This window comes from Rhodothermales bacterium (assembly GCA_034439735.1).
In the GTDB taxonomy this organism is placed as follows: domain Bacteria; phylum Bacteroidota; class Rhodothermia; order Rhodothermales; family JAHQVL01; genus JAWKNW01.
The window spans coordinates 40446-66486 of the sequence record JAWXAX010000117.1 but is presented as its reverse complement, the minus strand read 5'-3'; the positions used below and the strand labels follow the sequence as shown (position 1 = coordinate 66486).

General features: G+C 63.1%; 18 protein-coding genes. 8 read left to right on the top strand and 10 right to left on the bottom strand.

Features of this window, described 5'->3' with window-relative positions:
• Both SH809_09385 and SH809_09380 read left to right on the top strand, forming a co-directional pair.
• Window positions 1-456, top strand: a 456-nt coding sequence (locus SH809_09385; GenBank protein MDZ4699904.1) for an acetyl-CoA C-acyltransferase, incomplete at its 5' end; no start/stop codon positions are given.
• Between the two features lie 13 nt (window positions 457-469).
• Entirely contained in the window at window positions 470-2599 is a 2130-nt protein-coding gene (locus tag SH809_09380; protein MDZ4699903.1) for a 3-hydroxyacyl-CoA dehydrogenase NAD-binding domain-containing protein, read from the top strand.
• A 3-nt stretch (window positions 2600-2602) separates the two neighbouring features.
• Here SH809_09380 and SH809_09375 read toward each other — a convergent pair whose 3' ends face one another.
• The 5 genes from SH809_09375 to SH809_09355 are packed head-to-tail and all read right to left on the bottom strand — an operon-like array spanning window position 2603 to window position 7774.
• On the bottom strand, window positions 2603-3571 hold the full coding sequence (locus tag SH809_09375) for an alcohol dehydrogenase catalytic domain-containing protein (protein MDZ4699902.1): 969 nt from the start codon (window positions 3569-3571) through the stop codon (window positions 2603-2605).
• A gap of 28 nt (window positions 3572-3599) precedes the next feature.
• Window positions 3600-4613: a zinc-dependent alcohol dehydrogenase family protein gene (locus tag SH809_09370; GenBank protein ID MDZ4699901.1), complete on the bottom strand. Its 1014-nt coding sequence runs from the start codon at window positions 4611-4613 to the stop codon at window positions 3600-3602.
• 13 nt (window positions 4614-4626) lie between these two features.
• A complete protein-coding gene (locus SH809_09365; GenBank protein MDZ4699900.1) occupies window positions 4627-5445 on the bottom strand; it encodes a carbohydrate ABC transporter permease in 819 nt (272 codons plus the stop codon).
• A 3-nt stretch (window positions 5446-5448) separates the two neighbouring features.
• Complete coding sequence (locus SH809_09360; GenBank protein ID MDZ4699899.1) at window positions 5449-6438, bottom strand: sugar ABC transporter permease; 990 nt, start codon at window positions 6436-6438, stop codon at window positions 5449-5451.
• 13 nt (window positions 6439-6451) lie between these two features.
• Window positions 6452-7774, bottom strand: a complete 1323-nt coding sequence (locus SH809_09355) for a sugar ABC transporter substrate-binding protein (GenBank protein MDZ4699898.1) — start codon at window positions 7772-7774, stop codon at window positions 6452-6454.
• Between the two features lie 230 nt (window positions 7775-8004).
• On the opposite strand from SH809_09355, the gene SH809_09350 reads away from it, so the two are divergent.
• A complete protein-coding gene (locus SH809_09350) occupies window positions 8005-9168 on the top strand; it encodes an acyl-CoA dehydrogenase family protein (protein ID MDZ4699897.1) in 1164 nt (387 codons plus the stop codon).
• Window positions 9169-9178: 10 nt separating this feature from the next.
• Here the strand turns inward: SH809_09350 and SH809_09345 are convergent, their stop codons facing one another.
• The 4 genes from SH809_09345 to SH809_09330 form a co-directional block, all read right to left on the bottom strand.
• Window positions 9179-11161 carry a right-handed parallel beta-helix repeat-containing protein gene (locus SH809_09345; GenBank protein ID MDZ4699896.1) on the bottom strand — a complete coding sequence of 661 codons (1983 nt, stop codon included), beginning with the start codon at window positions 11159-11161 and terminating at the stop codon, window positions 9179-9181.
• A 6-nt stretch (window positions 11162-11167) separates the two neighbouring features.
• Entirely contained in the window at window positions 11168-12910 is a 1743-nt protein-coding gene (locus SH809_09340) for a cohesin domain-containing protein (protein ID MDZ4699895.1), read from the bottom strand.
• A gap of 99 nt (window positions 12911-13009) precedes the next feature.
• Window positions 13010-14266, bottom strand: coding sequence for a fumarylacetoacetase (fahA, locus tag SH809_09335; protein MDZ4699894.1), 1257 nt, complete (start codon window positions 14264-14266; stop codon window positions 13010-13012).
• A 10-nt stretch (window positions 14267-14276) separates the two neighbouring features.
• A complete protein-coding gene (locus tag SH809_09330; GenBank protein MDZ4699893.1) occupies window positions 14277-15452 on the bottom strand; it encodes a homogentisate 1,2-dioxygenase in 1176 nt (391 codons plus the stop codon).
• 292 nt (window positions 15453-15744) lie between these two features.
• Here SH809_09330 and SH809_09325 point away from each other — a divergent pair, with 292 nt between their 5' ends.
• The 5 genes from SH809_09325 (at window position 15745) to SH809_09305 (ending at window position 20978) form a co-directional block, all read left to right on the top strand.
• The gene (locus tag SH809_09325) at window positions 15745-15966 is read left to right on the top strand and encodes a hypothetical protein (GenBank protein MDZ4699892.1); all 222 of its coding nucleotides are present in this window, start codon (window positions 15745-15747) and stop codon (window positions 15964-15966) included.
• Window positions 15967-16079: 113 nt separating this feature from the next.
• Entirely contained in the window at window positions 16080-17153 is a 1074-nt protein-coding gene (locus tag SH809_09320) for a hypothetical protein (GenBank protein MDZ4699891.1), read from the top strand.
• A gap of 26 nt (window positions 17154-17179) precedes the next feature.
• Window positions 17180-18247 carry a hypothetical protein gene (locus tag SH809_09315; protein ID MDZ4699890.1) on the top strand — a complete coding sequence of 356 codons (1068 nt, stop codon included), beginning with the start codon at window positions 17180-17182 and terminating at the stop codon, window positions 18245-18247.
• A gap of 222 nt (window positions 18248-18469) precedes the next feature.
• Entirely contained in the window at window positions 18470-18865 is a 396-nt protein-coding gene (locus SH809_09310; protein ID MDZ4699889.1) for a BlaI/MecI/CopY family transcriptional regulator, read from the top strand.
• 1 nt (window position 18866) lies between these two features.
• On the top strand, window positions 18867-20978 hold the full coding sequence (locus tag SH809_09305) for a M56 family metallopeptidase (protein ID MDZ4699888.1): 2112 nt from the start codon (window positions 18867-18869) through the stop codon (window positions 20976-20978).
• 372 nt (window positions 20979-21350) lie between these two features.
• Here the strand turns inward: SH809_09305 and SH809_09300 are convergent, their stop codons facing one another.
• Window positions 21351-25946, bottom strand: a complete 4596-nt coding sequence (locus tag SH809_09300) for an ATP-binding protein (GenBank protein ID MDZ4699887.1) — start codon at window positions 25944-25946, stop codon at window positions 21351-21353.
• Window positions 25947-26041 lie beyond the last annotated feature (95 nt).

The following is a 26041-nucleotide window of genomic DNA, read 5'->3' as shown; positions in this document are numbered from 1 at the left end:
GGCGCCGCGCTGGAGGCCGGCCTGTCGCCCCTTGCCGAGGTGATCGACTTCGTCTTTACCGGGCAGGACCTCACCGACGAGCTGCTCCTTGGGCCCACCTACGCCGTGTCGAAATTGCTGACCCGCGTCGGGCTGAGGCTGGCGGACCTGGATGTGATTGAATTCCACGAGGCCTTCGCCGGCCAGGTCCTCGCCAATATCGAAGCCCTGGCATCACATGACTTCGCACGTCGCTACCTCGGTCGAGAAGAAGCTGTGGGCCAGATCAACATGGACCGATTTAACCGGTGGGGTGGGTCACTCGCCATCGGTCACCCCTTTGGCGCCACGGGCGCCCGGCTGCTGACGACGACGGCCAACCGGCTTCAGCACGTGGGCGGCACGTACGGGCTACTCGCCGCTTGCGCGGCCGGCGCCCACGGGCACGCCATGCTGATAAAACGATACGATTCCTGACGCTACGGGAGACATGATGCAGATCGAGGACTTCATCACCGTCGAAAAACAAGATGGCGTCGCCACCCTCTGGATCGACCATCGGCTCGAACCCCAGAACGTCGTCTCGCCAGCCGTGATCGAGGTGCTCGGGGCGGTATTCGATGCCGTGCAGAACGACCCGGATGTCCAGGCGCTCGTCTTGATCAGCCGAAAAGACAACTTCATCGCCGGCGCGGACATCAAGGCGTTCGATATCTCCGGGCCCGGTGAGTTTACCCCCATCCAGGCTCGCGGTCACGAGGCGCTCACGCGTCTCGAACACAGCCGAAAACCCTGCGTCGCCGCGATCCATGGCGCGTGTATGGGCCTCGGGACTGAACTGGCATTGGCCTGCCATGGGCGTATTGCCTCGAACGACCCCTCGACACGCCTGGCCCTGCCCGAAGTACGCCTCGGCCTACTCCCCGGCGGCGGCGGCACCCAGCGATTACCCCGCTTGATCGGCATCCAGCGCGCGCTCGATATGATGCTGACCGGACGCACGATCTACCCGTACCAGGCCCGAAGCATGGGGCTGGTGGACGATCTGGTCGATCATTCAAAGCTGCATCATGCCGCGGTGCTCATGGCGCGCCGGCTCGCCGCAAGCGAACGGAGGCCGCCCCGCCGTCGCTCGTTTCTCGAATGGCTGCTTGAAACCAATCCCGTGGGACGTGCGCTGTTATTTCGTGAGGCGAAAAAGCGGGCGTTGAGAGAATCGCAAGGCAACTATCCGGCGGTGCCAGCAATCATCGATTGTGTCGAGACCGGTATCCGTCACGGCGCAGAGGCCGGCTATGCGCGGGAGCGAGCGCTCTTCGAGCCTCTTTTACTCACGCCTGAGAGTCGCGCCATGCGGGCCCTGTTTTTTGCCATGACGGACAACAAGAAGAACCCGTACCCTGATCAGGTGCGACCCATTCAAACCGTCGCGGTGATCGGGGCAGGACTCATGGGCGCCGGCATCGCCGAAGTAAGCGTCACAAAAGGGCTCGATGTGATCCTCGAAGACGTCAATGGGGCACCGTTGGCCGCCGCGCAGCGCGCCGTCTGGGCTGAACTCGAAAAAAGCGTCCGTTACCGCGCGATCACACGCACCGAGGCGGAGGCGACGATGAGCCGGCTCCGAGCGCAGGTCGACTACGCTGGCTTTGCGCACGTCCAGGTAGCCATCGAGGCTGTGCTCGAGCGTATGGACATCAAACGCCAGGTAATCGACGAGATTCAGCGTGCCGCCGGTGGGGACGTCATCATCGCCACCAACACGTCGTCGTTGTCGGTCACGGAGATGGCCGATGCGGCGAGCCGGCCGGAATGCGTCATTGGCATGCATTACTTTTCGCCGGTGCCCAAGATGCCGCTGCTGGAGATCGTCCGCACCAGGCATACGGTAGACTGGGTGCTGGCAACCTGTTATGCGCTCGGTGTGCGGCAGGGGAAGACGTGTATTGTCGTGCGGGACCGCCCGGGGTTTTACGTGAATCGGGTCCTCGCACCGTACATGAACGAGGCTTTGCTGCTGCTGGACGAGGGGGCGTCGATCGCTGCCATCGACACCGCCCTGCACAAGAAGGGCTTTCCGGTGGGGCCGCTCCGGTTGTTTGATGAGGTCGGGTTGGATGTAGCGGCGCACGTGGTCCGCAGCAGCGAGGCGCTGTTTGGCGACCGAGCCGGCTTCATCGTGAGTCACGCGGTCGTCCGGATGTTCGAGGCCGGCCGGCTGGGGAAGAAGAACCGGAGCGGTTTTTATCGATACGATGCCCGGAGCGGTAAGCGCACCGGTGCTGACGCCACCGCGTATGCCTTTTTTAAAGCAAGGGGCGATCGCCCCATGTCGATGGACGTGTTGCAGGACCGACCTCTGTTCCTCATGCTCAATGAAGCCGTCCGTTGTCTGGACGAAGGCGTCATCGAACGCCCGATCGATGGCGACCTCGGGGCCGTATTTGGCATCGGTTTTCTCCCGTTTACGGGTGGGCCGTTTCGGTATATCGACCAACTCGGGGCGGGGTCCGTCGTGCAGCGTATGGAATCGCTCGCCGCGGCGTACGGCGCTCGTTTCATGCCGGCCAAGCGCCTGGTGGCCATGGCGGAGTCCGGCGAGCGCTTTTACGCGGCGTAGAGATCAGACATCCAACAACACCTTAAGCACGGGGCCCCGCTGCAGTGCCGTCGCAAAAGCGCGCTCCACCTCGACGAGGGGAAACCGATGGGTCACCAGCCGATCGATCTTCAACTGACCGGCAGCCAGTAGACGGATGGCCTCCCGGAAGTCATCACCCGTGTACATGAGCGAGCCTTTTATGTCTAGCTCCCAATCCTGCACAAACCCGAACGGCACAGACGCCTCCGCGCCGAAAACGCCCAGTACGACCAGCGTCGCTCCTTTGCGGCACGCCAGCAGGGCGCTCCGCAATGCCGGCTCCACCCCCACACATTCAAACACGATATCGTAGCGTTGCCGCTCGGAGGATGGGAGGGCGGTCAACCCCATGCGTGTCGCCTGTTCGAGGCGCTCCGTATCGGGCTCGATCAGATGGACCTGCGCCGCCCCGTACGCCGTGGCCACCATGGCGGTAAGGATACCGATCGTGCCGCCACCAACGACCGCCGCATCGAGCCCGGCAACGTGGCCGGCCCGACGGACACCGTGCACCGCCACGGCCGCCGGCTCTACCAGGGCGCCCATCTCATCCGAAAACCCATTGGGCAGGTGGTGGAGACGATCCGTCGGGCAGGTGAAATACTCGGCCATCGCTCCGGGTGCCTGGAAGCCCATCACGGCCAGCTCGGTGGCGATATTGTAGCGACCGGGCTCAAAGCGGGGCCGGCCTTGGCCCGGCAACGAGGGCTCGATGACCACCCGGCGCCCCACGAGCGCGGCGTCGCCGGCGGAGACGACCTCTGCGCAGACCTCGTGGCCGGGCCACACCGGATACGAAACGTATGGGTGTTTGCCCTCGAACGTGTGCAGGTCCGACCCACAAATGCCCACCGTTCGGATGCGCAACAACGCTTCGCCAGGGCCGGGGACAGGGAGGTCTTGATGGACGATTTCGATGTGGTGCGGCTCGGGAATCAGGGCACGGATCATAGGATTGGTCTCGGTGGAAGGAGCCAGGTCAGTCGGGCACGAGATGCACCTTCATCGTCTGTCCCCGGCTGAACGCATCAAAGAGGGAGTCAAACTCGCGCAGGGGGGCTGTGTGGCTCACGAGCGGGGCGACGTCGATCACGCCAGCGTCGAGCCAATCGATCGCCTGATGAAAGGTGTAGCACAACGCAAAACTCCCGATGATCTGCCAGTCGTTTTTGAAGATGTCGAACGGCCGGATGCGGATCTCGGCGTCCTTCGGGGCGACGCCGAACATCAGGAAGCGGCCGCGGGGTTTGAGGTAGGCGAAGGCCCGCTCGATCACCGCCGGCGAGCCGGTCGCGTCTACGACGATGTCGAATCCGCCGGGAGCAAGCAGGGCAAGTTCGTCTGCCAACCTGTCATTGGTTGGGCGTATGGCTGTGGCGCCGAGGCGTGTAGCCAGTTCCAGCCGATCCGCTTGTTTATCGACCACCACGAGCCGGCTCGCCCCGGCATGCCGCAGGGCCTGGACGAGCAGCAGTCCGATCGGGCCGGCGCCGAACACTAGCACGCGGTCCGCCGGCGCCACCGGCAACCGCGACATCCCGTAACAGACACAGGCGAGCGGCTCGATGAAGGCCACCTGCGCCAGCGAAAACGTATCCGGCACCGGGTAACAGGCCCGCGCCGGCACGGCCACGAATTCGGAAAATCCGCCTGGCCGCGTGATGCCGATGCCCTGCCAGTTGGCGCAGTGGTTGGAGCGCTCCGTCCGGCAAAATTCGCACTGGCCGCAGTAGAGGTTCGGGTCTACCGCCACGCGCTCACCGACCCGGACACCCGTGGCCACCGCCGACCCGATTTCCACCACTCGCCCCCCGAACTCATGGCCGGGGATGAGGGGGAAGCGGGACAGGTATTCGTTTCGGTAGATGTGGAGATCGGTGCCGCAGATCCCGGAGATCTCTATGGAAACAATGACTTCGTCGGGGCCACAGACCGGGTAGTTGACTTCGGCGTACAGGGATTGCTTCGGCGCGGGAAAGAGGATGGCGTGCATAGGGCATTCAGGACTATTTCACCGCGCCGAACGTCAGCCCGCGCACCAGGTGGCGCTGGCTCAGCCAGCCCAGGGCCAGGATGGGCGCGACGGCGAGTGTCGAGGCGGCGGACAATTTTGCCCAAAAGAGGCCTTCGGGGGCGGAAAATGAGGCGATGAAGGTGGTTAATGGAGCGGCATCCACGGTAGTCAGGTTCAGGCTCCAGAACGCCTCGTTCCAGCAGAGCACGATCGACAGGAGGGAGGCCGACGCGATGCCCGGCAAGGCGAGCGGGAGGAGGATATGACGCAACTCATCGCGGGCGGATGCGCCGTCGATCCGGGCGGCGTCGAGGATCTCGGTTGGGATTTCGCGGAAGAAGCTGAACAGCAGCCATATGAGGATGGGGGCATTCATCAGGGCGTAGACGACGATCAGGCCGGCGTGGGTGTCGATCAGCCGCGTCCAGGTGAACAACAAGTACATCGGTACTAACACGCCGGCGGCCGGCAGCATCCGTGTCGATATCATCCAGACCAGTACGGTGCGTGTATGGCGTGTTGGAAAAAACGCAAGTCGATACGCAGCCGGAATCCCAAGCAGCAGCGCCAGGGCCGTACCTCCGAGCGAAAGGTACAGGCTGTTTACGGCAGCCCGGACGTAGTCGGCTCGCTGATGGACGGCGACATAGTTCTCGATCGTGGGCGAAAAAACGAGCGAGGGTGCGGCGATGGCATCCACTTCCGTCTTGAAACTGGCGAGCACCATCCAAGCGATAGGTAGGAAAAAGGCCAGCGCGATGGTCCAGCCCGCGAGGGTCATCAGCACACGGCGAAACGACGACGGATTCATAGGTCATACATCGATCGTGCGCGAAACGGTGCGCATGAAAAAAAAGGCGATCCCATTGGCGAGCACGATCGCGATGACGCCGGCGGCGGAGGCCATGCCTACATCGTACTGCAGGAGCGCCTTGATGTAGATAAAAAACGCCAAGTTCGTCGTGGCGAGGCCAGGTCCCCCGCTCGTGGTGACGAGGATTTCGGCAAAGACGGTCAGCAGGAAGATCGCCTCTACCATCGCGACGATGCCAATCGCCCGGCGCACATGCGGCAGCACCAGGTAACGGAACTGATCCCGCCAGCCGGCTCCGTCAAGCAGCGCCGCCTCGCGAATCGAGGGGTCGATGGACTGCATTGACGTGAGGAAGATAAGGATTGCGAAGGGGGTCCATTGCCACGCCACGATGAGGACGATCGACGCCATCGGCCAGTCGGTAAACCAGTCAACCGCCGGCATTCCCAGGCCCCGCGCCGCCGCCGCGAAGAGTCCGTTCACGGGGTGCATGAGCAGATTCTTCCAGATCAGCGCGCCGACGGTGGGCATCACAAAAAAAGGGGCCACTACGAGAAGGCGGGCCGTGCGCCGGCCGAAAAAAGGCTCGTCGAATATCGCCGCCACTACCAGGCCGGCGACGATCGAGAGGAGGAGCACACTACCCACGAGGACGACGGTGTTCGCGATCGAGGTCCACAGTGCTGGGTCGGCAAACAAGGACGTGTAGTTGGCGGCGCCGGCGAAACCGCTCACCTGCGGCGTAAGCAGGTTGTACCGCTGGAACGAAAACCACAGTGTCATCGCCAGAGGCACGACCATCCAGAGGGCCAGGGCGGCGATGGCCGGCGCGAGGAGTCGCCGGCCGCCCGGTTGGTAGACGGGCGCGAGGAGTCGCCGGCCGCCCGGTTGGTAGACGGGCGCGGGGAGTCGCCGGCCGCCCGGTTGGTAGTCGGGCGCGGGGAGTCGCCGGCCGCCCAGTTGGTGGACGGGCGCGGGGGGTGGGGTCATGCTCGTAACGGTCTCACTGGATATACCCGGCATCTCGCATGGCGCGCTCCGCGATATTCTGGGCGGTTTCGAGGGCCTCGTCGATTGGCTGCTGGCCTGAAAGCGCCGCCGCCATGACCTGGCCCACCTGCGCCCCGATCCCTTGAAACTCCGGGATCCCCACATACTGAATTCCGACGTAGGGCACGGGATCGCGCGTCGGCCGGGTGGGGTCGACGGACAGAATGGCGGTCTCGACGAACGGCGCAAACGGGGCCGCGGCGAGGTAGGCCGGATTGGCGTACGTCGAGCGCCGTGTGCCGGGAGGCGCCACGGTCCAGCCGTCCGTATCGCCGACAAGGGCAACATAGTCAGCCGAGGTGGCCCATTGCACAAACTGGCGCGAGGCGTCGGCATTTCGGCTGGAGGCCGGCACCGCCAGCGCCCAGGCCCACACCCAGCTCGTGCCATTTCCGGTTACTTCCACGGGTGCCCGCGCGAATCCGATGCGGTCCGACACCCGGCTGTCATCAGTGTTGTAGAGATGGCCGGCGGCGGCAGTCGCGTCGATCCATAGGGCGCAGTTGCCGGCGGCAAACAGCGCGCGGTTTTCGTTGTGCCCGTTTGACGCCGCGCCGGGGGGGCCGTAGTTGGCCAGGAGGTCGACATAATACGTGAGGGCGGCATGCCACTCCGGCGAGGTCAGTTGCGGGTGCCAGCTCATGTCGAACCAGCGGCCGCCGAACGCATTGACGAGGGTGCTCAGGTAGGCCATGTTTTCACCCCACCCGGGTTTGCCCCGAAGGCAGATCCCATACACGCCGTTTGCCGGATCGTGGAGGCGTCGGGCGAATTCGGCGATCTGAGCATAGGTGGGCGCTTCGGGCATGACCAGGCCGGCCTGCTCGAAGAGGTCCGTCCGGTAATAGGTGAAGCTGCTTTCGGCGTAGAAGGGCACCGCAAACAGCGTATCGCCCAGCGAAAGACTCTGGCGGACGGAGGGGAGCAGATCGTCATAATCATAGGCATCGCCGAGGTCGTTGAGCGGCAGGAGCCAACCCTCGCGCGCCCAGATCGGGGTTTCGTAGGAGCCGATGGTGACGACATCAAACTGGCCGCCTCCGGTGGCGATATCAGTCGTTACGCGCTGCCGCAATAGGTTTTCCTCGAGCACGACCCAGTTCAGCTCGATGCCGGTAGCCTCCTCGAATGCCGGCGAGAGCCGCTGCATGATGATCATGTCGGCATTGTTCACGGTCGCAACGGTGAGGGTAGGCGCATCGCGCGTACAGCCGGCGACGGCCGACAACACCACGAGCAGGAGCACGGAGAGGGGAGTGCGACGAGGCAAATCCATGAGATCTGGTATCAGGCGGGGAGGCGAGCGGACAGGCCATCAAAAAACACATCCGGATTATAGCGCGCACCGGGGGGCAAGTCAAACGTTTCCGGCGGCTGCAGCCGACACTCTCGAACCTCTCGTCGTTGTCCTGAACTTCACATGTTCGATCATAGCCTTAGAACGTTTTCATCGATATACTTGTTAACGGTGTTAATCACCCTGAATGTCCATCTGAGGATTCCCATATGTTCGACTTCATCACAGAAGATCACCGGCTGATTCAGCAGACGGCGCGCGAATTCGCCGAGCAGGCGATTGCCCCGATAGCGGCGCATCACGACGAGACGGCGACGTTTCCCGCCGAGACCATCCGCGAGTTGGGGCGACTGGGATTTATGGGGATCGAGATTCCGGAGGTTTATGGAGGCGCCGGCATGGACACGATGGCGTACATCCTCGCATTATCTGAGGTGAGCCGGGCTGACGCAAGCCACGGGACGATCATGTCGGTCAACAACTCCCTCTTCGGCCATACCCTGCTACAAGCCGGCACCGAGGCACAGAAGCAGAAATATTTGACACCGGTCGCCGCCGGCGAAAAAATCGGGGCATACAGCCTGACGGAGCCCTCAAGCGGCAGCGACGCCAGCCGGATGCGGAGCCGCGCCGTGCGAAGCGCTTCGGGCTCGCACTATGTGATCAACGGCAATAAGTCGTGGGTGACCTCGGGCCCCGTGGCCGACACGGTGCTGCTGTTTACCATGACCGAGCCGGACAAGGGCTACAAAGGCATCACGGCATTCATCATCGACACGGATCGTCCGGGTTTCCACCGGGGCAAACCCGAGCACAAGATGGGGATCCGGGCGAGTGTAACGAGTGAACTGCATTTCGACGGGTACGAATGTCCGGTCGAAAATCGCATCGGGGCGGAAGGGGAGGGATTCAAGATCGCGATGAACGTGCTGGATACGGGGCGAATCGGCATCGCCGCGCAGGCGCTCGGCATCGCGGAGGCCGCTTTTGCAGCCAGTGTGGCTTACGCTGGCGAACGCGAGGCCTTTGGTCAAAAGATCGGCCAGTTCGAGATGATCCAGCAGAAGCTGGCGGATATGAAGGTGCGTATCGAGGCGAGCCGCCTGCTGATCTACCAGGCGGCGCTCGCGAAGATGAACGCACTGAAAAACGGCGGTCGGTATACCCTTGAGGCGAGTATGGCCAAGCTGTACGCGAGCGAGACGGCCATGTGGGTCACCACCGAGGCCATCCAGGTCCACGGCGGCATCGGGTATAGCAAGGAGCTGCCCCTGGAGCGGTATTTCCGGGATGCGAAGATCACGGAGATCTACGAAGGCACCAGCGAGATCCAGCGACTGGTCATCGCGCGCCAGGTGAGCGGGTTGCGATGAACCTTCCGCGTCACTCCGCCGCCGCGATGGCTTCGAGCACAAGCAGTGCGTCGTGCCGTGAGACGATGCCGTCGCCCGAGCGATCGTAGGCCGGAGGATAACGATCGGGTACTCCTTGTCCGGTTTCAAGCGCCCGAAGGATGAGCGCCGCATCGAAGGCCGAAAGCCGGCCATCGCCGGAGGCGTCGCCGGCGAGGAGCACCGCGGCCACGAACTGATCGGCGCCCGGGTCTGCCCCGGCCGTTGTACGGGGCTCGCGGTCCACATCTTCCCCGACCGACGACGATCCGGATAGTGGAACGGCCGTGCCCCGCAGCACCGAAGCCGCGCCGATCCGCCAGCCGGCAATGACGTCCGTGGTGTCGAGCCCGTGGTGGGCGTCCGGCTGCAGGGTCCAGGAAGAGTGGTCCGTTTGCAGTTGTGTTTGCCAGACAGCGAGATCCGATGTTCGGAGCACTTCGTCTCCCGACGTATTGAGGAGCCGCAGGTAAAACGTCTGGTACTCACTGGTGGCCGAGCGCCGGCCCCAGAATACATTTCCGTCGCCCTGATTTGAACGGGCCAGGGCCAGACTTCGGTGATTTTCGAACGCGAGATCGCGCCCGGTGAGGCCCTGGAATTTCAGGTTGGCGACGAACAGGTTGTTCAGATACCGATTGCCGGCGGCATCCCCCCGGTCGTCGGCCCGGATGCGTATGCCGCCGCCTTCATTCGCCATCAGGGTGTTGTGGAGGATGAGATTCTGGTCGCTGGCGTGGATGAGCAGCCCATACCCAAAGAACGAGGGGCGGGCGTATCGCGCGCCGGTCATCACGTTATTGCGGATGATGTTACCGTTGCTCTGGTACTCGATGAACAGGTTGACTCCGTAGTTACCGTGGAAGCGGCTGTTCTCGACAATGTTTTCGGTATTGTACATGTCCAGCCACAGCCCCGGGCCGGCGTTGTCTGAAAAGTCGACTTCTCGAAACACCGAACGCGTCGTGAAAAGCCATTTCCCGCCGCCGGACTCCCAGAATGGGGCGTACCCCTTCCAGTTGTTGAATCGGGAGATGCTGCGCTCGACCACGCAGCGGTCGCACCGTTCTCCGCGGATGCCGCTCATGCCGTTGAAGTAGGCCTCGACTCCGGTAAGCTGGTGCCCCTCACCCGAAACGAGTACGCCGGCGCCGTTAGTCCAACGCACGGTCACACGCTCCAGAACCGATTCCTCGCCGCCGATACACACGGCGCCCTGTTGGGCCTCGTTGGCGACATGCTCGAAGAGGAGACCGGAGAGGTGAAAGTAGCTTAGCGCTTCGCCGGCCAGGCAGCCGATTTCGTTCGCCGAGGTTCGGAAAAGATGGGGAAGCCGGCTGGTTTCCCAGATCCCGGTCGATGGGTGGCTCCCGGCGGGCAGCCGCACATACAGGGTGGTGGGGGTATCGGGTGAGCCTTCGAGGAAGAAGGTGCTGTCTCGGAGGTCGGCGCGTCGGTAGACAGGTTGGAGGACGCGACCGTCGACGATAATCAGATCGCGCCGGCGTGCGTCGTCGTCGTGCGGGACGCCGTCGTGGACGCGGCGTGTCCACAGGGGTGGGAACGGCCACGGCAGCGCCCAGTCGGCGCCGGCGAGTTGCCAGACACCCGGTAGCGGAATGGCTCCGGAGATGACGACCCGCTCGCCCGGATGGGCCATGAAACGAATCGGCCGGCCCGAGGCTCCACCCGTGGAGGGCAGGATGGCCTCGCGGTAGGTCCCCGCGCGGATCACGACCGCGTCGCCCGGCTGGAGGACGCCGGGGCGGGTGCTTCGGGAAATGGTGGCCCAGGGTTGGTGTTCGGTGCCCGGGTTGTTGTCATTGCCGGCGTGGGCATCCACCCAGTAGGTTCGCCCTTCCGGCGCGGCGCAGACGCCGGTGGGGCATTCCTGCGCCCGTACGTAGGGTGCGAGGAACATCCCGCCCACGAACCACCCGGCCATGAGCCACCCGGTGAACCACGATCTGTTCATAAGCCGTTATTGAATAATAAGGCGCCGGCTGACGCGCTGGCCACCGGCGTCGAGGATATAGAGGTAAACGCCGGCTCCGAGCGCGCCCCGGTGGAAGGGGAGCTGGTGCTCGCCGGCCTCGAGCCAGCCGTCCAGAGGCCGGGCCACTGCGCGGCCAAGGAGGTCGTACACGGTCAATTGGGCCGGGCCGGCTGTCGGGAGTTGGAATATGAAGGTGGTGTGTCGCGAAAATGGATTCGGAAAGGTCGAGGCTAGCGTGAGGTCGACGGCGGGTTGTTCTGGTGGAGACACCGGGGCAGGGGCCTCCGGCATCACTCGTCGGTCGTTGAGGGCGACGGCGACACCCACCGGAGGGGGTGTGGGAAACAGCAGCAGGTCGCCGGGAGGTAAGGGCATCGGGCCGGCGAGCACGAGGTGCAGTGAATCGCCCCGGATGAATCGGGTGGACTGCCATCCGTCGGGAAGCGGGATGAGTTCGGGGGTTAGCTGCGCCGGGGTCGAGCCCGGTCGTAGCATCGCGATCGCGACGCTGTAAACGGGTGCGTTAGTGGCGTCGAGCATCAGACGGGTCCTCCAATCACCGGAGTGGTCGGGCGAGGGAGGGCTCCAGGCCCATCGACCAGGATTTTCGCCCACACGTTCGCCCACACGTTCGCCCACACGTTTATCGGCATCGCAGCCGATTTCTACCGGGAAACACGGAAGCAGGCCGGCGGCCGCCTGCAGGATGAGCGCGGCGTCGTACGGGGAGACGAGGCCGTTGCCGGACACGTCGGCGGCGTCGTAGGTGATGGCATCCAGGGAGAGGCGGCCGGCCAGGAAGTCGAGCACCATTTCCGCGTCGGCCCGGTCCAGATGGCCATCGCCCGAGACATCACCAGGCGGACGAGCGCGAATGGCGACACGGCCGCCCCGAAACCCGATCGGCGGATCCCCCTCGTTTACGATGAACCGGGAGAACCTGAGCCGGGTGTTGATTTCATGCGCTCCGGCGTGGGCGACCACGGTAAACAGATCCCCGGCAACTGCTACCGGCCGTGCGGTGGCGATAAAGCCGTGAACTTCGCCGGGATCGCCGGGCTCGAAGCGGGCGAGGGAGCCAGCGACGAGGGCGCCGGCGGTGTCGATCGCGACCGATTCGAAGGCGCCGGGGTCGTACTCGAGCGTAAAGGCTACGGCCAGAAGACCCCGGCCCGGGTGGGCGATGCGTACCGGGAGGCGGATGTGGTGCCCCGCACGCGCCGTCGTGTCCGGCAGCGTCACTCGAAGGGAGTCGGCTTCCGTCGTGGGGCCCAACACCGTCACCCACCCATCGACCGCCCGCGCGGCCGGATCGCCCTCGTTAAATAAAAAGGAACTCACCTGGATCAGGCTTTCGCCGGCGCGATGGGCGCGCAAGCTCAGGTAGACGAGTATCCCATCCCCCTCGAGCGGGCGGGTGCCGGCCGCCGCCACGCGCACCCGCCCGGTGCCGGCGGGGCCAACCAGGACGATGGCGCCCTCGCTACGCGTACCTCCGGTGACAACCTCTTCCAGCGTCGCCACGGCGGGGTCTACCGTCACCTCAAATTGGAAACTGAAGACCTGACCGGCTGGCAATCCGCCTACGATCATCGCGACTCGTACCACATCGCCGACTGTCGCTTGGGCGGGTTCGAGGCGAACTTCCACTGACACTTCCTGGCGTGCAATGGCCGGCGTGGCGTACGCGGCGACGGCGAGGAGGAGCAAGACGTAGCGGGAGACCATGACGGGGAGGGCTGTAAGGCGGCGGGGGCATCGTGCCCCGTTTCCTTACCTAGACAGCGCCAGCCCCTCCGACGTACCCTGCCAACGCCCCGCCGGCTGTTATTTCATTTTCAGCAGCGGGTGGTTGGCCGGCTGCACCTGCCCGCGCACCTCGCCAAACCCGACGCGGATATCGCCCCGGGTGGCATGGCCGCGCAGGGTGACCGTGTCCCCATCTTCCAGAAAGGTCCGCGTGCCGCCGCCACGCAGCGGAACGGGCCGGCTGCCGGCCCACGACAACTCGAGCAGCGAGCCGTACGAGCCGGCGTCGGGGCCGCTGATCGTGCCCGACGCCATGAGGTCGCCCACGCGGACGTTGCATCCGTTGACGGTGTGATGGGCCAGCTGCTGCGTCATCGACCAGTAGAGGTGGCGAGCGTTCGAGCGGCTGACGATGGTTTCGTCCCCGCTGGCCGGCACCAGGCCTACTTCGAGCGCGATGTCCAGATGTCGCGCTCCGGTGGTCGCCAGGTAGGGCAGGACCGCCGGCTCCTGCGGTTGCCCAACCACGCGAAACGGCTCCAGCGCTTCGATCGGCACGATCCAGGGGGAGATCGACGACGCGAAGTTCTTGGCGAGGAACGGCCCAAGCGGGACGTATTCCCATTGCTGGATGTCGCGGGCGGACCAGTCGTTGAACAGCACTAGCCCGAAGATGTAGTCCTCGGCCTGGCCCACCGGAATCGGCTCGCCAAGCGTGCTGTCCTTGCCGATGACGAAGGCGATCTCCAATTCGAAATCCAGCCTGCTCGTGGCGGTAAATACCGGCGTGGCCTCCCCTTTGGGCAGCACCTGGCCGGCCGGCCGGCGGATGGGCGTGCCGCTAACGACAATCGAAGAGGCCCGGCCATGGTAACCCACCGGCAGATGCCGCCAGTTCGGGAGCAAGGCATTGGCGGGGTCGCGAAACATCGTCCCGACATGGGTGGCGTGGTCGATGCTCGAATAAAAATCCGTGTAGTCGCCAATAGCGACCGGGAGATGTATTGTGGCCCTGGCGTGTGGGACCAGCGCCTGGCTGTCGCGCAGGGGCGAGCCGGGATCGACGAGGGCCGCGGCGAGGCGGGTGCGTACGGCCGAGGTGGTCGCCTTTCCGAGGGCGATGAACCGGTTGAGCGAGGCGCTGAGAAAAACCTCCCGATCGACCCCAAGGCCGGCGAAAAGGCCCCGAGCCTCGCCGGCGGCGAGGTCGATAATCCAATCCCCGATGGCCACGCCGGTGCGGCGGGGCCGGCCGGGCGCGGAGAAGATCCCGAACGGGAGATTGTGGACCGAAAAGTCGGAGTCCGCGGCGATGGGCAGCCAGGAGTCGGGCATGGGCGGGGCGTCAGCCGGCGATGTTGGGCGTGTCCAGCCATGACTGGAAGTAGACGCCATCGTCCAGGGCGAGGGCGCTTTCGGTGACCATGAGCGGCTTGAACGTGTCGATCATCACGGCAAGCTCCTCGGTCTCGGTCTTGCCAATGCTGCGCTCGTACGCCCCGGGGTGCGGCCCGTGCGGGATGCCGCCCGGGTGGAGGGTAATGTGCCCCCGCTCGATGTTGTTGCGGCTCATGAAGTCTCCATCGACATAATAGATGACTTCGTCGGAGTCGATGTTCGAATGGTTATAGGGTGCGGGGATGGCCTGCGGGTGGTAGTCGTACAGCCGCGGGCAAAAGGAGCAGACGACAAAGGCGCGGGTCTCGAAGGTCTGGTGCACCGGAGGCGGCTGGTGGATGCGGCCGGTGATGGGCTCGAAGTTGTGGATCGAAAACCCGTACGCATAATTGTACCCGTCCCAGCCCACGACATCAAAGGGGTGCGCGGCGTAAACGACATCGTGCACGACGCCTTGTTTTTTGATCTTGATCATGAAGTCCCCGACCTCGTCGTGGGTCTCCAGGTCGCGCGGTAGGATGTAATCGCGCTCGCAGAAGGGGGCGTGCTCCTGGAGCTGGCCGAAGTGATTTCGGTAGCGTTTGGGGGTGTAGATGGGGTGGAAAGATTCCGCGTAGAGCAGTCGGTTGACCGCCGTGGCGAAGTCGACCTGGTAGATTGTGCCGCGGGGGATGACGAGGTAGTCGCCGGCGCTAAAAGGAATCCGCCCCAGCGGCGTGAGCAGCGTACCCGAGCCCTCGTGGATAAACAGGAGCTCGTCCGCGTCGGCGTTTTTGTAGAAGTAATCGCTCATCGACGTGCGCGGGGCGGCGAGGCCGATGTGGATGTCGCTGTTGATGAGCAGCGGCACCCGGCTCTCGAGGAAGTCGTCGCGCCGCGAGACCTGGAAGCCTTTAAACAGCCGCGCTTGCAGGTTGTGGTCAACGGCTACCTTCGGCATCTGATCGGTCCTGCCCACCACCGCTTTCACCATTGTGGGGCGGTGGACGTGGTACAGGAGCGAGGACATCCCGTCGAACCCGATGGTCCCGAACAGCTCTTCGTAATAAAGTCCGCCCGAGGATTTCTGGAAGACGGTGTGCCGCTTGGCCGGCGTGGATCCGAGTCGATGGTAGATGGGCATATCAGGTGGCTGCGATGGCAGTGAGTGGGCAGGTTGAGGCGGCGACCGGTTCGAAGAGCCAGTCGGTTATCGACGCACCGCGCTATGACCGAGCGAATCCTTTAAAAAATAGGACGTCCGATACAGTTATCCTACCGGATGTCGGTCTTGCGATAGGTTATGCGCAGGGAGTATCATAAGTCTATTCGAAGGTTGTACTCATTTCTTTCCTCGTGGGATCGTCGCGCCGGCGCGTTTCGAGGCGCGGACGCTCCCAATCCCCGCCCATTCTCATCATGTCGAGGTAATGCGTATGTATTCTTTCCTCAAACAAGCCACCGTGCGAGAGAAGTACCGTGTAGAATTGCCCTCGTTATCGCTCGCTCTGATCGTCGCTGAATTCTTGTACAAGTTTCACAGCTTCACGCTGGAATGTGTCGCCTTTCTGGCGACCTGGTATGTCTTCAGCGCCGTGGTGTCGCGGGTCGACAAACTGATCGTCGCGTCCTGGCCGGAGCGAGACGCGCGCGCCTGATCGCGCGTTGTTGACCGGGTTCGTCGTGTTCTCGTCGAGGGGTGTAAAACGACGAACCCCTGTGCCCGGTTGTTGCCTGTATCCAACCCGTTAACCAGACCCTGGTGATTGCGATGAGGATCCTTTTTTACCCGAAAGCCCTGACGGCTTTGCCGGCTCGGCTGTTACGCGTGTTGTCCCGAATTGTGCTTCTGTGGCTCAAGGAATTTTTAGGCATGATCCGAGGGAATCGGGACGTCCGCCGGCGAGGGAAACACTTGCGGGACGTGAGGAGGGGACGGCCGGCGCGCTGCTCCCCGCGATGCGCCGTCATCCGCCCCGATGTGTATAAACGCGCCGATCCCCTGATCTACTCGCAGAAGTACCTGATGGAGCAGGGGCTGGCCGTCACCTGGGATAATCCCGATATCCAGCTCTTTTTTAACGGCTCGCCGGTATCGTCAAGCGATCTCCAGGTTGACACGGAATACGACGTGGTCGCCACCGTTTATAACAACTCGCTGGATGGGCCGGCGGTCGGATTGCCTGTTCACTTTTCCTTCCAGAGTTTTGGGGTGGGCGCTGTGTTGACCCCCATCGGCACGACGGTCGTCGATCTGCCAGTCAAGGGTGCGCCGGGACATCCCGTGGCCGCAAAACAGGTCTGGCGGACGCCGGCGACAGCAGGGCATTACTGCCTGAAGGTGGATCTCGAGTGGTTTGACGACGCGAATCCGAAAAACAACATGGGACAGGAGAACACCAACGTGGGCATCGCGCAGTCTCCTGCCGTTTTTGTCTTCCCGGTTCGCAACGAGGATACGATTCCCAAGCGCATCCGCATGACCGTGGACACCTATACGATCCCGGCGAGTCTGGACTGCCGCAAGCGTCCGGAGAAAAAAGAAAGCGAACGGCAAAACCCTGAAAAAAACCGCAAGAACGTGTTCATACCCGTCACCGAAGAGGCGGCCAACTGGACGCTGGCCCGGGTCCGGCACGACATCGCGGCGTTTCCCGTACCGGCCGGCTGGTCGGTGACGATCGAGCCGGCGCAGTTCAGCCTGGCCCCGGGCGCCGCTCAGCAGGTTACCGTCCGCATCGATCCGCCTGATGCGTTCCGTGGCGAGAAGGCCTTCAACATCAACGCCCTGCACGGGACGGATGTGTTGGGCGGCGTCACGCTAACGGTTCGGAAGAATTCCTAGATCATCCAACGGCATGAGGTAGGGCAATGGCAAAAAACTGTGGGAAGCACTTTAAGTGCGTAACAAAAGACAACTTCACGGGCCTCACGAATGTGATCGCCTGGGGGATTTTGACCGGCGCGCTCGCGATCATCGAAATCGTGGTGATGGTCATCGGCGGGATCGCCATCCCCGGGCTCGGCGTCGTGGCCGGCGTGGCATTTGTCGTGGCGATATTTGAGTTGTGCGCCTTTTTACACGGCGGGAAGCTCATCTGCATTCAGGATGATGCGTGTACGATCGGTCGACTCATGGAGATCATTCCGGTGGGGCAAGACAAGTCGGGTTTCGAGAAGATGGACGATGACTTCACGATGAACATCCTCCCGTCTCCGCATTCACCGGTCGAGTCGCTTTCGGAGATGCTGATGTCGGATCCGCATCAGGCCCCATTTATGGCCGAACAACCGCCGTCGGGTGATCTGGGGCTCGGTTTCGCCGGCGTCTCGGTGAAATTCGATAACCTGCCGGCCGATACGGAGGTGTTCCATGTGGAGGTGAAAGGGTGCCGCGTACACGACGTTTGCGCGGTCTTGAAGGTGATGTCGTTCGGGGCGCCCATCGTCGGGGCCATATGCTCCATCCCCCTGATCGGGTGGGCCATCTGTCTGATTGCCGCGGCCATCTGGCTCGCCATCACCGCCGCCGCGGTGGCGATTGCATGGGCGGCGACGCATAACGGCGAGCTAAATGACGTGTATGACCCGGCCGCCGGCACACTGACGGCCGCCGATCCTGCAACAGGCGAAGGGGGGGATGTCATCCTCGTGTTGGGAGACTGGGTCTACGACGCCGGCCACTCGGGCTGGAACGAGATCCACCCGATCCGCCACGTGCAAAAGCTGACCCCCGTCGTCGACGCCCGCTACCGCTCCATGGATAAGGCGGACACCACGCTGGTCGAGCGGTTCAAGAAGCAGATCCTCGATGTCTGGTGTTTTCACGTCGGGCAGACCCGAGATCCGTTGGTCCTCCTTGCCCAGACGCAGCCGGCCAATCAGTGGAGTATCCACCCGTCGATCGACGGGTGCCACGAGGCTCCGGTCATCAACTGACTACGGCCGGGTGAAGGATTGACAGGGAGGCTCCGCGATCCGGCGGGGTCTCCCTTTTTTTGTTGGATAAAAAAATGCTAGTATTGTAGCAGAAAGACTTGACGGCCCTGCATCTTCTGTGTATGTTTGGCGTAGGGTGCTAGTATTGTAGCATGTATACCGGGCCGGCTGGGGTTGCCGGCACATGTCGCGACAGGCTGCCGTGACAAAACGTAACCGATCATGAAGCGAAAGAAATCACCCATGGATCTCGGGGCGCGCGAACGACAGATCATGTCGTTCATCTACAAGCGCGGGGAGGCTACGGCCGCCGAGGTGATGGAAGGCATTTCGGATCCGCCCACGTATTCCGGTGTGCGGGCCATGTTGCGGATCCTGGAGGAGAAGGGGCATTTGAGCCATCGGCGAGACGGCGCGCGGTATATCTACACCGCCACGATTTCTCCGGACGAAGCCGGCAAATCCGCCATGAACTATATGGTCCAGGCCTTTTTTAATGGCTCGGCGGACCGCGTGGTGGCGGCGTTGCTGGATCTGAAGGGGGACGAACTGAGCGAAGCCGATCTCGACCGACTGGCCGGGCTCATCGAAAAAGCTAAACAACAGGAGGATAACTGACATGCCATCCTTGCTCGATTTTCCACTCCTCGCGTTCGATGTGCGCCCCTGGCTAGCGGACATGATCCTGATCCTGGTGAAGGGTACGCTGCTATTGTCGGCGGCCGGCTTGCTCACCTACGCCTTGCGCCACAGCGCCGCCGCGACGCGGTACATGGTCTGGTGCTCGGCCCTGCTCGGGCTTTTTCTGCTGCCCTTTCTGTCTCCGCTGATGCCGGCCTGGCAGGTGGCCGTCCTGCCCGCATCAATCGAAGTAGACCAGGCCCTCCGGGTGGACCCCTTCAACGCGCAGCCTGCTCCGCTTCCTGATGCGGTCCGCTCGCTTGACCCGCTCCCCGCGCCGGCCCCGCTGACTCTTCCGCCAGCCACCGCTCCTGCAGATGCGTCACTAGCGGCGAATTGGTCGGCGATGTCGTCGTCGTTGAACTGGATGCAGTGGGCCTTTTTAGTCTGGGCGCTTGGCGTATGCGTCGTGCTCGGACGCCTGGCGCTGGCCCACGCCGGCGCGCGTTTGCTCGTCAGCCGGGCTTCACACGTGGACGATGAAGAGTGGCATCTTAAGGCCGAATCCGCCGCGCACCGCCTGGGCGTCCAGCGCCTCGTGCGGCTGCGGATGAGCACCTGGACGTCCGTCCCGATGGCCGTAGGGGTATGGCGGCCTGTGATCGTTTTGCCGGCCGACGCCGACACATGGAGCGACGCCCGCAAAGACGCCGTCCTCCTGCACGAACTGGCGCATGTGAAGCGGTACGACTGCCTTTTCCAGTTGATGACCAACGTCGTCACCGCGATCTACTGGTTCAACCCGCTCGTGTGGCTCGCCTCCTGGCAGATGCGGATCGAACGCGAACGCTCGGCCGACGACATCGTGATTGTATCGGGCGCGGATGCCTCGCACTATGCCGAGACCCTGCTCGAGACGGCACGGATGCTGCGCCGCGGGGAGTGGTCCACCGTGGCGGCCGTCTCCATGGCGCGCGGCTCGCAGCTCGAGGGCCGGCTCCTCTCCATCCTGGACCCGTTCCGCCGGCGTAACCAGAACCGTCCGGCGACGTGGCTCACCCTCATGCTGGTGGCCTGCATCGTGGTGCCGCTCGCCGCCCTTCAGCCTGTCGCGACGATGGCTCAGGCGACCCCTAGGCCCCCCCGGGCGCCTCGCGTGGCCACGCCGCCGGCCCCGATCGAAATCGAAATCCCGGACATGGACATCGAGGTCCCTGCAATCACTATTCCTGAAATCGACGTCGAGATCCCCGAGATACATGTCGACGTGCCGGCCTTTCATTTTGTCATGCCTGCGATCAAAATCCCCGCGTTTGATGTGGACATCCCCGAGATGGTGATCGAGATCCCCGAGATGAACTTCGAAGTGCCTGAATTCGAGTGGGATGAAGAACAGGCCTACCCACAAACGCCGGTCGACTCGTTGACGATCGAACAGATCATCCGGCTGCGGCAGTACGGGGTGGACACGGAGTTCATCCAGTCGCTCAAACGCATGGGCTTTGGCGATCTCACCTACCAGGACCTCGTGATGCTGGGTCGCTACGGCGCCGACGCGGACTTTATCACCGAAATGAAGGAATCGGGGTATACCGACCTCACCCTGGGCGACTATGCCACGATGAGCAAATACGGGGTGGATGTCGACTTCGTCCGGACCATGCGCGAAGCGGGGTACACGGACTTGTCCGGCGAGGAACTGGTGACGATGAGTAAATACGGGGTCGATCAAGACCTGGTCGAGGCCCTGGGGCGCTACGGCTATCAGGATCTCACGGCGGACATGCTCATCAATGCCAGTAAATACGGCGTCGATACCGATCTGCTAGACAACCTCCGCGAGCAAGGGTACACCGATATATCGCTCGACGACGTCATCACGATGACCAAATACGGGGTGGACAGCGACTATCTCATCGACATGAAGGAGGCCGGCCTGGATCTGCCGCTCGATGAGCTCATCCGCCTCCAGCGCCATGGCGTCGACGCCGACTATGTCCGCGAAATTCGCGATGCCGGCCTGAAGGACGTCACCGTCGAGCAACTCATCGATATGCACAATCACGGAGTGGATGGTGCTTATATCAAGGCGTTGCGGGACAATGAGTAAAGGCAAAGGGTAAAAGGCAAAAGGCAAAGTGAAAGATGCAAAGTGAAAGATGCAAAGTGAAAGATGCAAAGTGAAAGATGCAAAGTGAAAGATGGTGTGGTGAAATCTGTATGACGACATCCATCCTTCTTGCAATCGCGCTGCTCGGGGCGGCGTTGTGGGGGCCTGTGCGCGAGTCCGCTCCGGGGGAGTCGTCGATGTGATGGAAGGGACGTGGATCGGCGAGTTCCAGCACAACCCGTGGCGCGGTGTCAGCGAGCACCTCAGGGTGACGGGCCGCAGGGACACGATACCTCGTGTCCCTTTACCATATGGCTACCACCATGCCATGTCCGTACATAGCCGCGAATGATCGGGTGTACCGCCGGCTGATCAATTCATTACCATATCCGTGCGTGCCAACGACTTGCCGGCCCGCGCCGGAAGCACGACGGTAAACGTGCTGCCGATGCCTTTCTGAGACTCGAGCTCAATCCTTCCGTTCATCTTCTGGATCATCCGATTGGCGATCGTCAGGCCGATGCCGCAGCCCTCGAACGTGCGTGTCATCCCGTCGCTTTCCTGCACGAACGCTTCGAAGACCCGCTGCTGGTAGGCTTCATCGATCCCGACTCCGGTGTCCGCGACGTGGATACGCACCTCGACGCCGTCGCTCTCGACGTCGATGCGGACGGAACCGGCTTCGGTGAACTTGATGGCGTTGTCGATCAGCAACTCGAACACCCGCCGCAGGGCCATCGGGTCCACGATCGCCGGCAGCGCTTCGTCGTTCACGGAATACTGGAGGTCCAGCCCTTTGGCACGCACCCGCATGAACTGGGTCTCGAGCACTTCTTCCAGGACGTCGAGCACGTCGGCCGGGTAGACGTGCAGCGTGTAGGTTTCGCTCTCCAGGGCGCCGAGTTCGACGACCGAGTTGAGCGTGCGCATCAGCCGATCGGCGCTTATTTTTACGATGTCCACCAACTCCTTCAGGTCCTCCGGCACTTCGAGGGCCAGCAAATCGCTGCTGCCCACGATGCCGGCGATCGGTGTCCGGAATTCGTGGTTGACGTTGTCGAGGATGCTGGACTTGAGGCGCGACGACCGCTCCGCCTCGTCCCGGGCGGCGAGGATCTCTTCCTCGTATTTCAGACGCTCGGTGAGGATGGTGTCGAGCTGGCGGGCGACTTCTTTTTCCAGGTTCTCGTTGAGTCGCTTCAGCTCCTTGGCCTGCTGGCGCAGGGCCAGGAGGTTGGCCACGCGGGTCATCAGCTCGCGGGCGTTAAAGGGCTTGGCGAGGAAGTCGTCCGCGCGGGCTTCGAGGCCTTCGATCCGGATGTCGTTCGTGGCACGGGCGGTGAGCAGGAGGATGGGGATGTGGTTCAGCTCCGGGTCGTCCTTGATCTGCCGGCACATCTCGTTGCCGTCCATCCGCGGCATCATCACGTCGCTGACGATGAGGTCCGGCGAGAGGGTCCGGGCTTTTTCGAGCCCGTCAATGCCGTCGACAGCCGTTATCACGCGGTATTGGGCTTCGAGGATGCCGGCGACGTATTCGCGCACGTCCGGGTTGTCCTCCACGCAGAGGATGGTTTTGTCTGACTTTGCCAGCGGCTGTTCGGCGGGGGTGGCCTGCTGCTCATGGTCGAGTTCGGCGCCTTCGACGGCCAGTTCGGTCAGGGCGCCGCGCGCCGGCATCGCCTCCGGAACGTCCTCATCGGTCGCGAACTGGTCCGGCTGGAGATGGGATTTTCCACGCGGGAAGCGGACGGTGAATGTCGACCCGACGCCCAGCTCACTCGTGACATCGATCTCGCCTTTATGGAGCAGCACCAGCTCCTGCACGAGGGCGAGCCCGATGCCGGTGCCTTCATGTTCGCGGGTGTTCGATCCATCGACCTGGTGGAAGCGGTCGAATACGTGGGGCAGATCCTTTGCGGGAATCCCTTTGCCGGTGTCGCGGACGCGCACTTCGACGGCGCCTTCGGGCATGTCCTCGCGGGGTTCGGGCAGATCAGTCACGGCAACGTCGATCGTTCCCTCGGCCGGCGTGAACTTGAGCGCGTTCGAGAGGAGGTTGAAGAACACCTTTTCGAGTTTATCGGGCTCGAAGTGGAGCGAGACTTTTTCGACGTTGCTTGTGAAGGTGAGGGCGATTTTTTTGGTCTCGGCCAGGGGGATACACGAATAGACGACGCCCTCGACAAATGGGACAATGTTGCGCTCGCGCGAGCGCAACTCCATCTTGCCGGCTTCGAGCTTCGAAAGGTCAAGCAACTGGTTGATGAGCCGCAACAGCCGCTGGGCGTTGCGCAACATGATCTGGCCCTGGCGCACGGCGGCCTCGCTCACGGTTCCGTAAGCGCCCGAGATCAAGTTCTCGAGCGGCCCGATGATCATCGTCAGCGGGGTCCGGAACTCGTGGGACAGGTTGGCGAAGAAGCGCGTCTTGAACCGATCGAGTTCACGTAGCTTGTCGGCCTGCGCCTCGATAACCGTTTTCGCCTGTTCCGTGCGTTCTTTCTCGAGGCGGAGGTCGTGTGTCCGTTCTTCGACCGTTCGCTCTAGTTCCTCCTGCCGGGCCTGCATCTGCCGGATGCGGATGCGGTATCCTGTGTAGGCAAGCCCGACGAGGCCGGCGAGGCAGAGCAGCTTGAACCAGAGGGTCTGATAGAAATAGGGTTCGTGATAAAACGACAGCGTCGCCGGCTGGCGATTCCAGACGCCGTCGTCATTTCGGGCGATCACCTCCAGCGTGTAGTCGCCCGGCGGGAGGTTGGTGTAAAAGGCTTCTCGGCGGGATGAGGGCTCGGACCAGGCCTCGTCGGCGCTGGCGAGCCGGTACTGGAACAGCACGCGGTGCGGGTTGACGAGACTCGGGGCGGTGAAGGCGAAGCGGAGTTTATGCCCCCCCGGCGGCAGGGTGAGCGAGGCGCCGATGGGGTAGGGGTTTTCGTCCAGATCGAGCCCGGTAATGGCGATGGGAGGCGGGATCGGGTTGGTGGGGATATGCGCGGGATCGATGGCGACGGCGCCGGCGACCGTCGTGAACCACAGCCGCCCGTCGCGGGTGCGCCAGCCAGCCGGTTGCTGCCCGCCCAGCCCTTCGGCATTACGGAGGCCGTCGGAGCGGTCGTAGACGACCGAGGCAATGGCCGTCGTGTCGCCCGAGGCGAGGCGGTCGAAGCCGGCTTTGTCGATCCGGAAGACGCCCTTGTTGCAGGTCATCCAGAGTCGCTCCTCGTCGTCTTCAAGGATGACGTAGACGTTGTCGTTAAACAACCCCTGGCGCTGGGTGGCGGCGTGGATCGCCCCATCCTTAAGACGGTTCAGGCCGCCTCCGTAGGTGCCGATCCACAGCGCGCCGGCGGCGTCCGCATAGAGCGAAAGCACCGTATTGTTCGTGAGCCCGTCGGCGGTGGAGATCGTGGTCAAGGCGCCGTCGGCATACCGATTCACGCCGGCGTCGTACGTCCCGATCCACACACTGCCGTCGGGCGTCTGCGCGAAGGCGGTGACGAAGTCGCTGGACAGGCCGTCGGCGCTTGTGAGCAACGTAAACACTCCGTCCGAATACCGCGAAACGCCGGCATCGGTGCCAACCCACAACACGTCGTTTGAATCGACAAACAGGGCGAAGATGTTGTCGCTCGCCAGCCCGTCTTCGGTGGTGAATCGGCTGATGCGGCCGTCGCGCCATCGGGCGAGGCCACCGCCGTTGGAACCCATCCACACCTCCCCGTTGGCATTTCCGATGACGGAAAGCACTTCATCGCCGCCGAGGCCGGTAGATGTGTTGAAGTTCTCGATCCGGCCGTCGGGTAGCCGGCGAGCAACGCCGGCTTGGGTGCCAAACCATAGCGTGCCGTCAGGAGCTTCATAGATCGAGTTGGCGCGGTCGCTGGGTAGCCCCTCCGGCATGCCGAACGGCGTGAACTTACTCCCGCGAAGGCGATGTAGGCCGCGGTAACGTGAGCCGATCCAGAGACTACCTTCCCGATCCTGGAAGAGGGACGTCAGGTCATTGGATTTGAAAACACTCTCTGAAGTAAACGACTCGAATACATTGTCCCGCAATCGGTAAAGACGTCCACCTGTAGCCGCGAGCCAGAGGCTACCGGCAGTATCTGTGAGGAATGCGGAGACATATCCCTCGCGAAGTCCGATCGAATCGCTCCGGTTGATCCAGACATTTCCTTCAAGGAAAAATAGGCCCGCCTCGCTCGTCGCCGCCCAGAGCCGGCCGTCTGGCGCGCTGTACAGGGTACTGATCAGTCCGGTGGGAGCACCCGGGCGGTTGTCTGGTACGAATCGATTGGTGTCCAGGCGTACGATCCCGGTTTCGGTGCCCACGATGAGGGTGCCCCGTGCATCCTGGGCGATGGTGCTGATAAACTCGCCCGGCAGCCCGTCGTCGGCTGTATATCCTCTGAACTGGCCATCTTCAAAAGCCAGTAGGCCGCCGCCATACGTGCCGATCCAGAGGACGCCGGCAGGGTCCTCGTAGAGCGCGGTAACGTAGTTGCTGGTGAGACCGTTGGTGTCGTCGAAGCGGGTGAAGGCGCCGTCGTAACGCAGAAGGCCGCCGCCGCGCGCCCCGATCCATAACACGCCGTCCTGGCCGACCGTCATCGCGACGACATCGTTGATCAGAAAGGCTTCCTCCGTGCTCTTGTCGAAGGTCTGAAACGCGACCCCATCGAAGCGCACAAGCCCCTCGTCGGTTGCGAGCCACAGGAAGCCGTCCGGTGTCTGTGCAATCGCCGTGACGGAACTCTGGGGCAGGCCATCGTCTACCTGCCAGGAATCGAATACGTACTGGGCGATCGATCGGTCCGGGTCCAGTCGCAGGGTCTGCTGCGCCCGCGAGGCGCCGGCGGACAACCCCGACAGGGCGACCAGGACGGCGAACAGCGTATAGAAGGGTATGGGCCGTAGAAAGGACACGTAGGGCGTTGGGCTGCTAATCCATAGGTATGTTTCCATGATCGGCCGGCCGGGGCAAAGCTTAACGGGTGATGGCCATCCTGCTCACCCCCGAATAAAACGAAACCAGGCCTTTCGGCCTGGTTTCGTTTGCC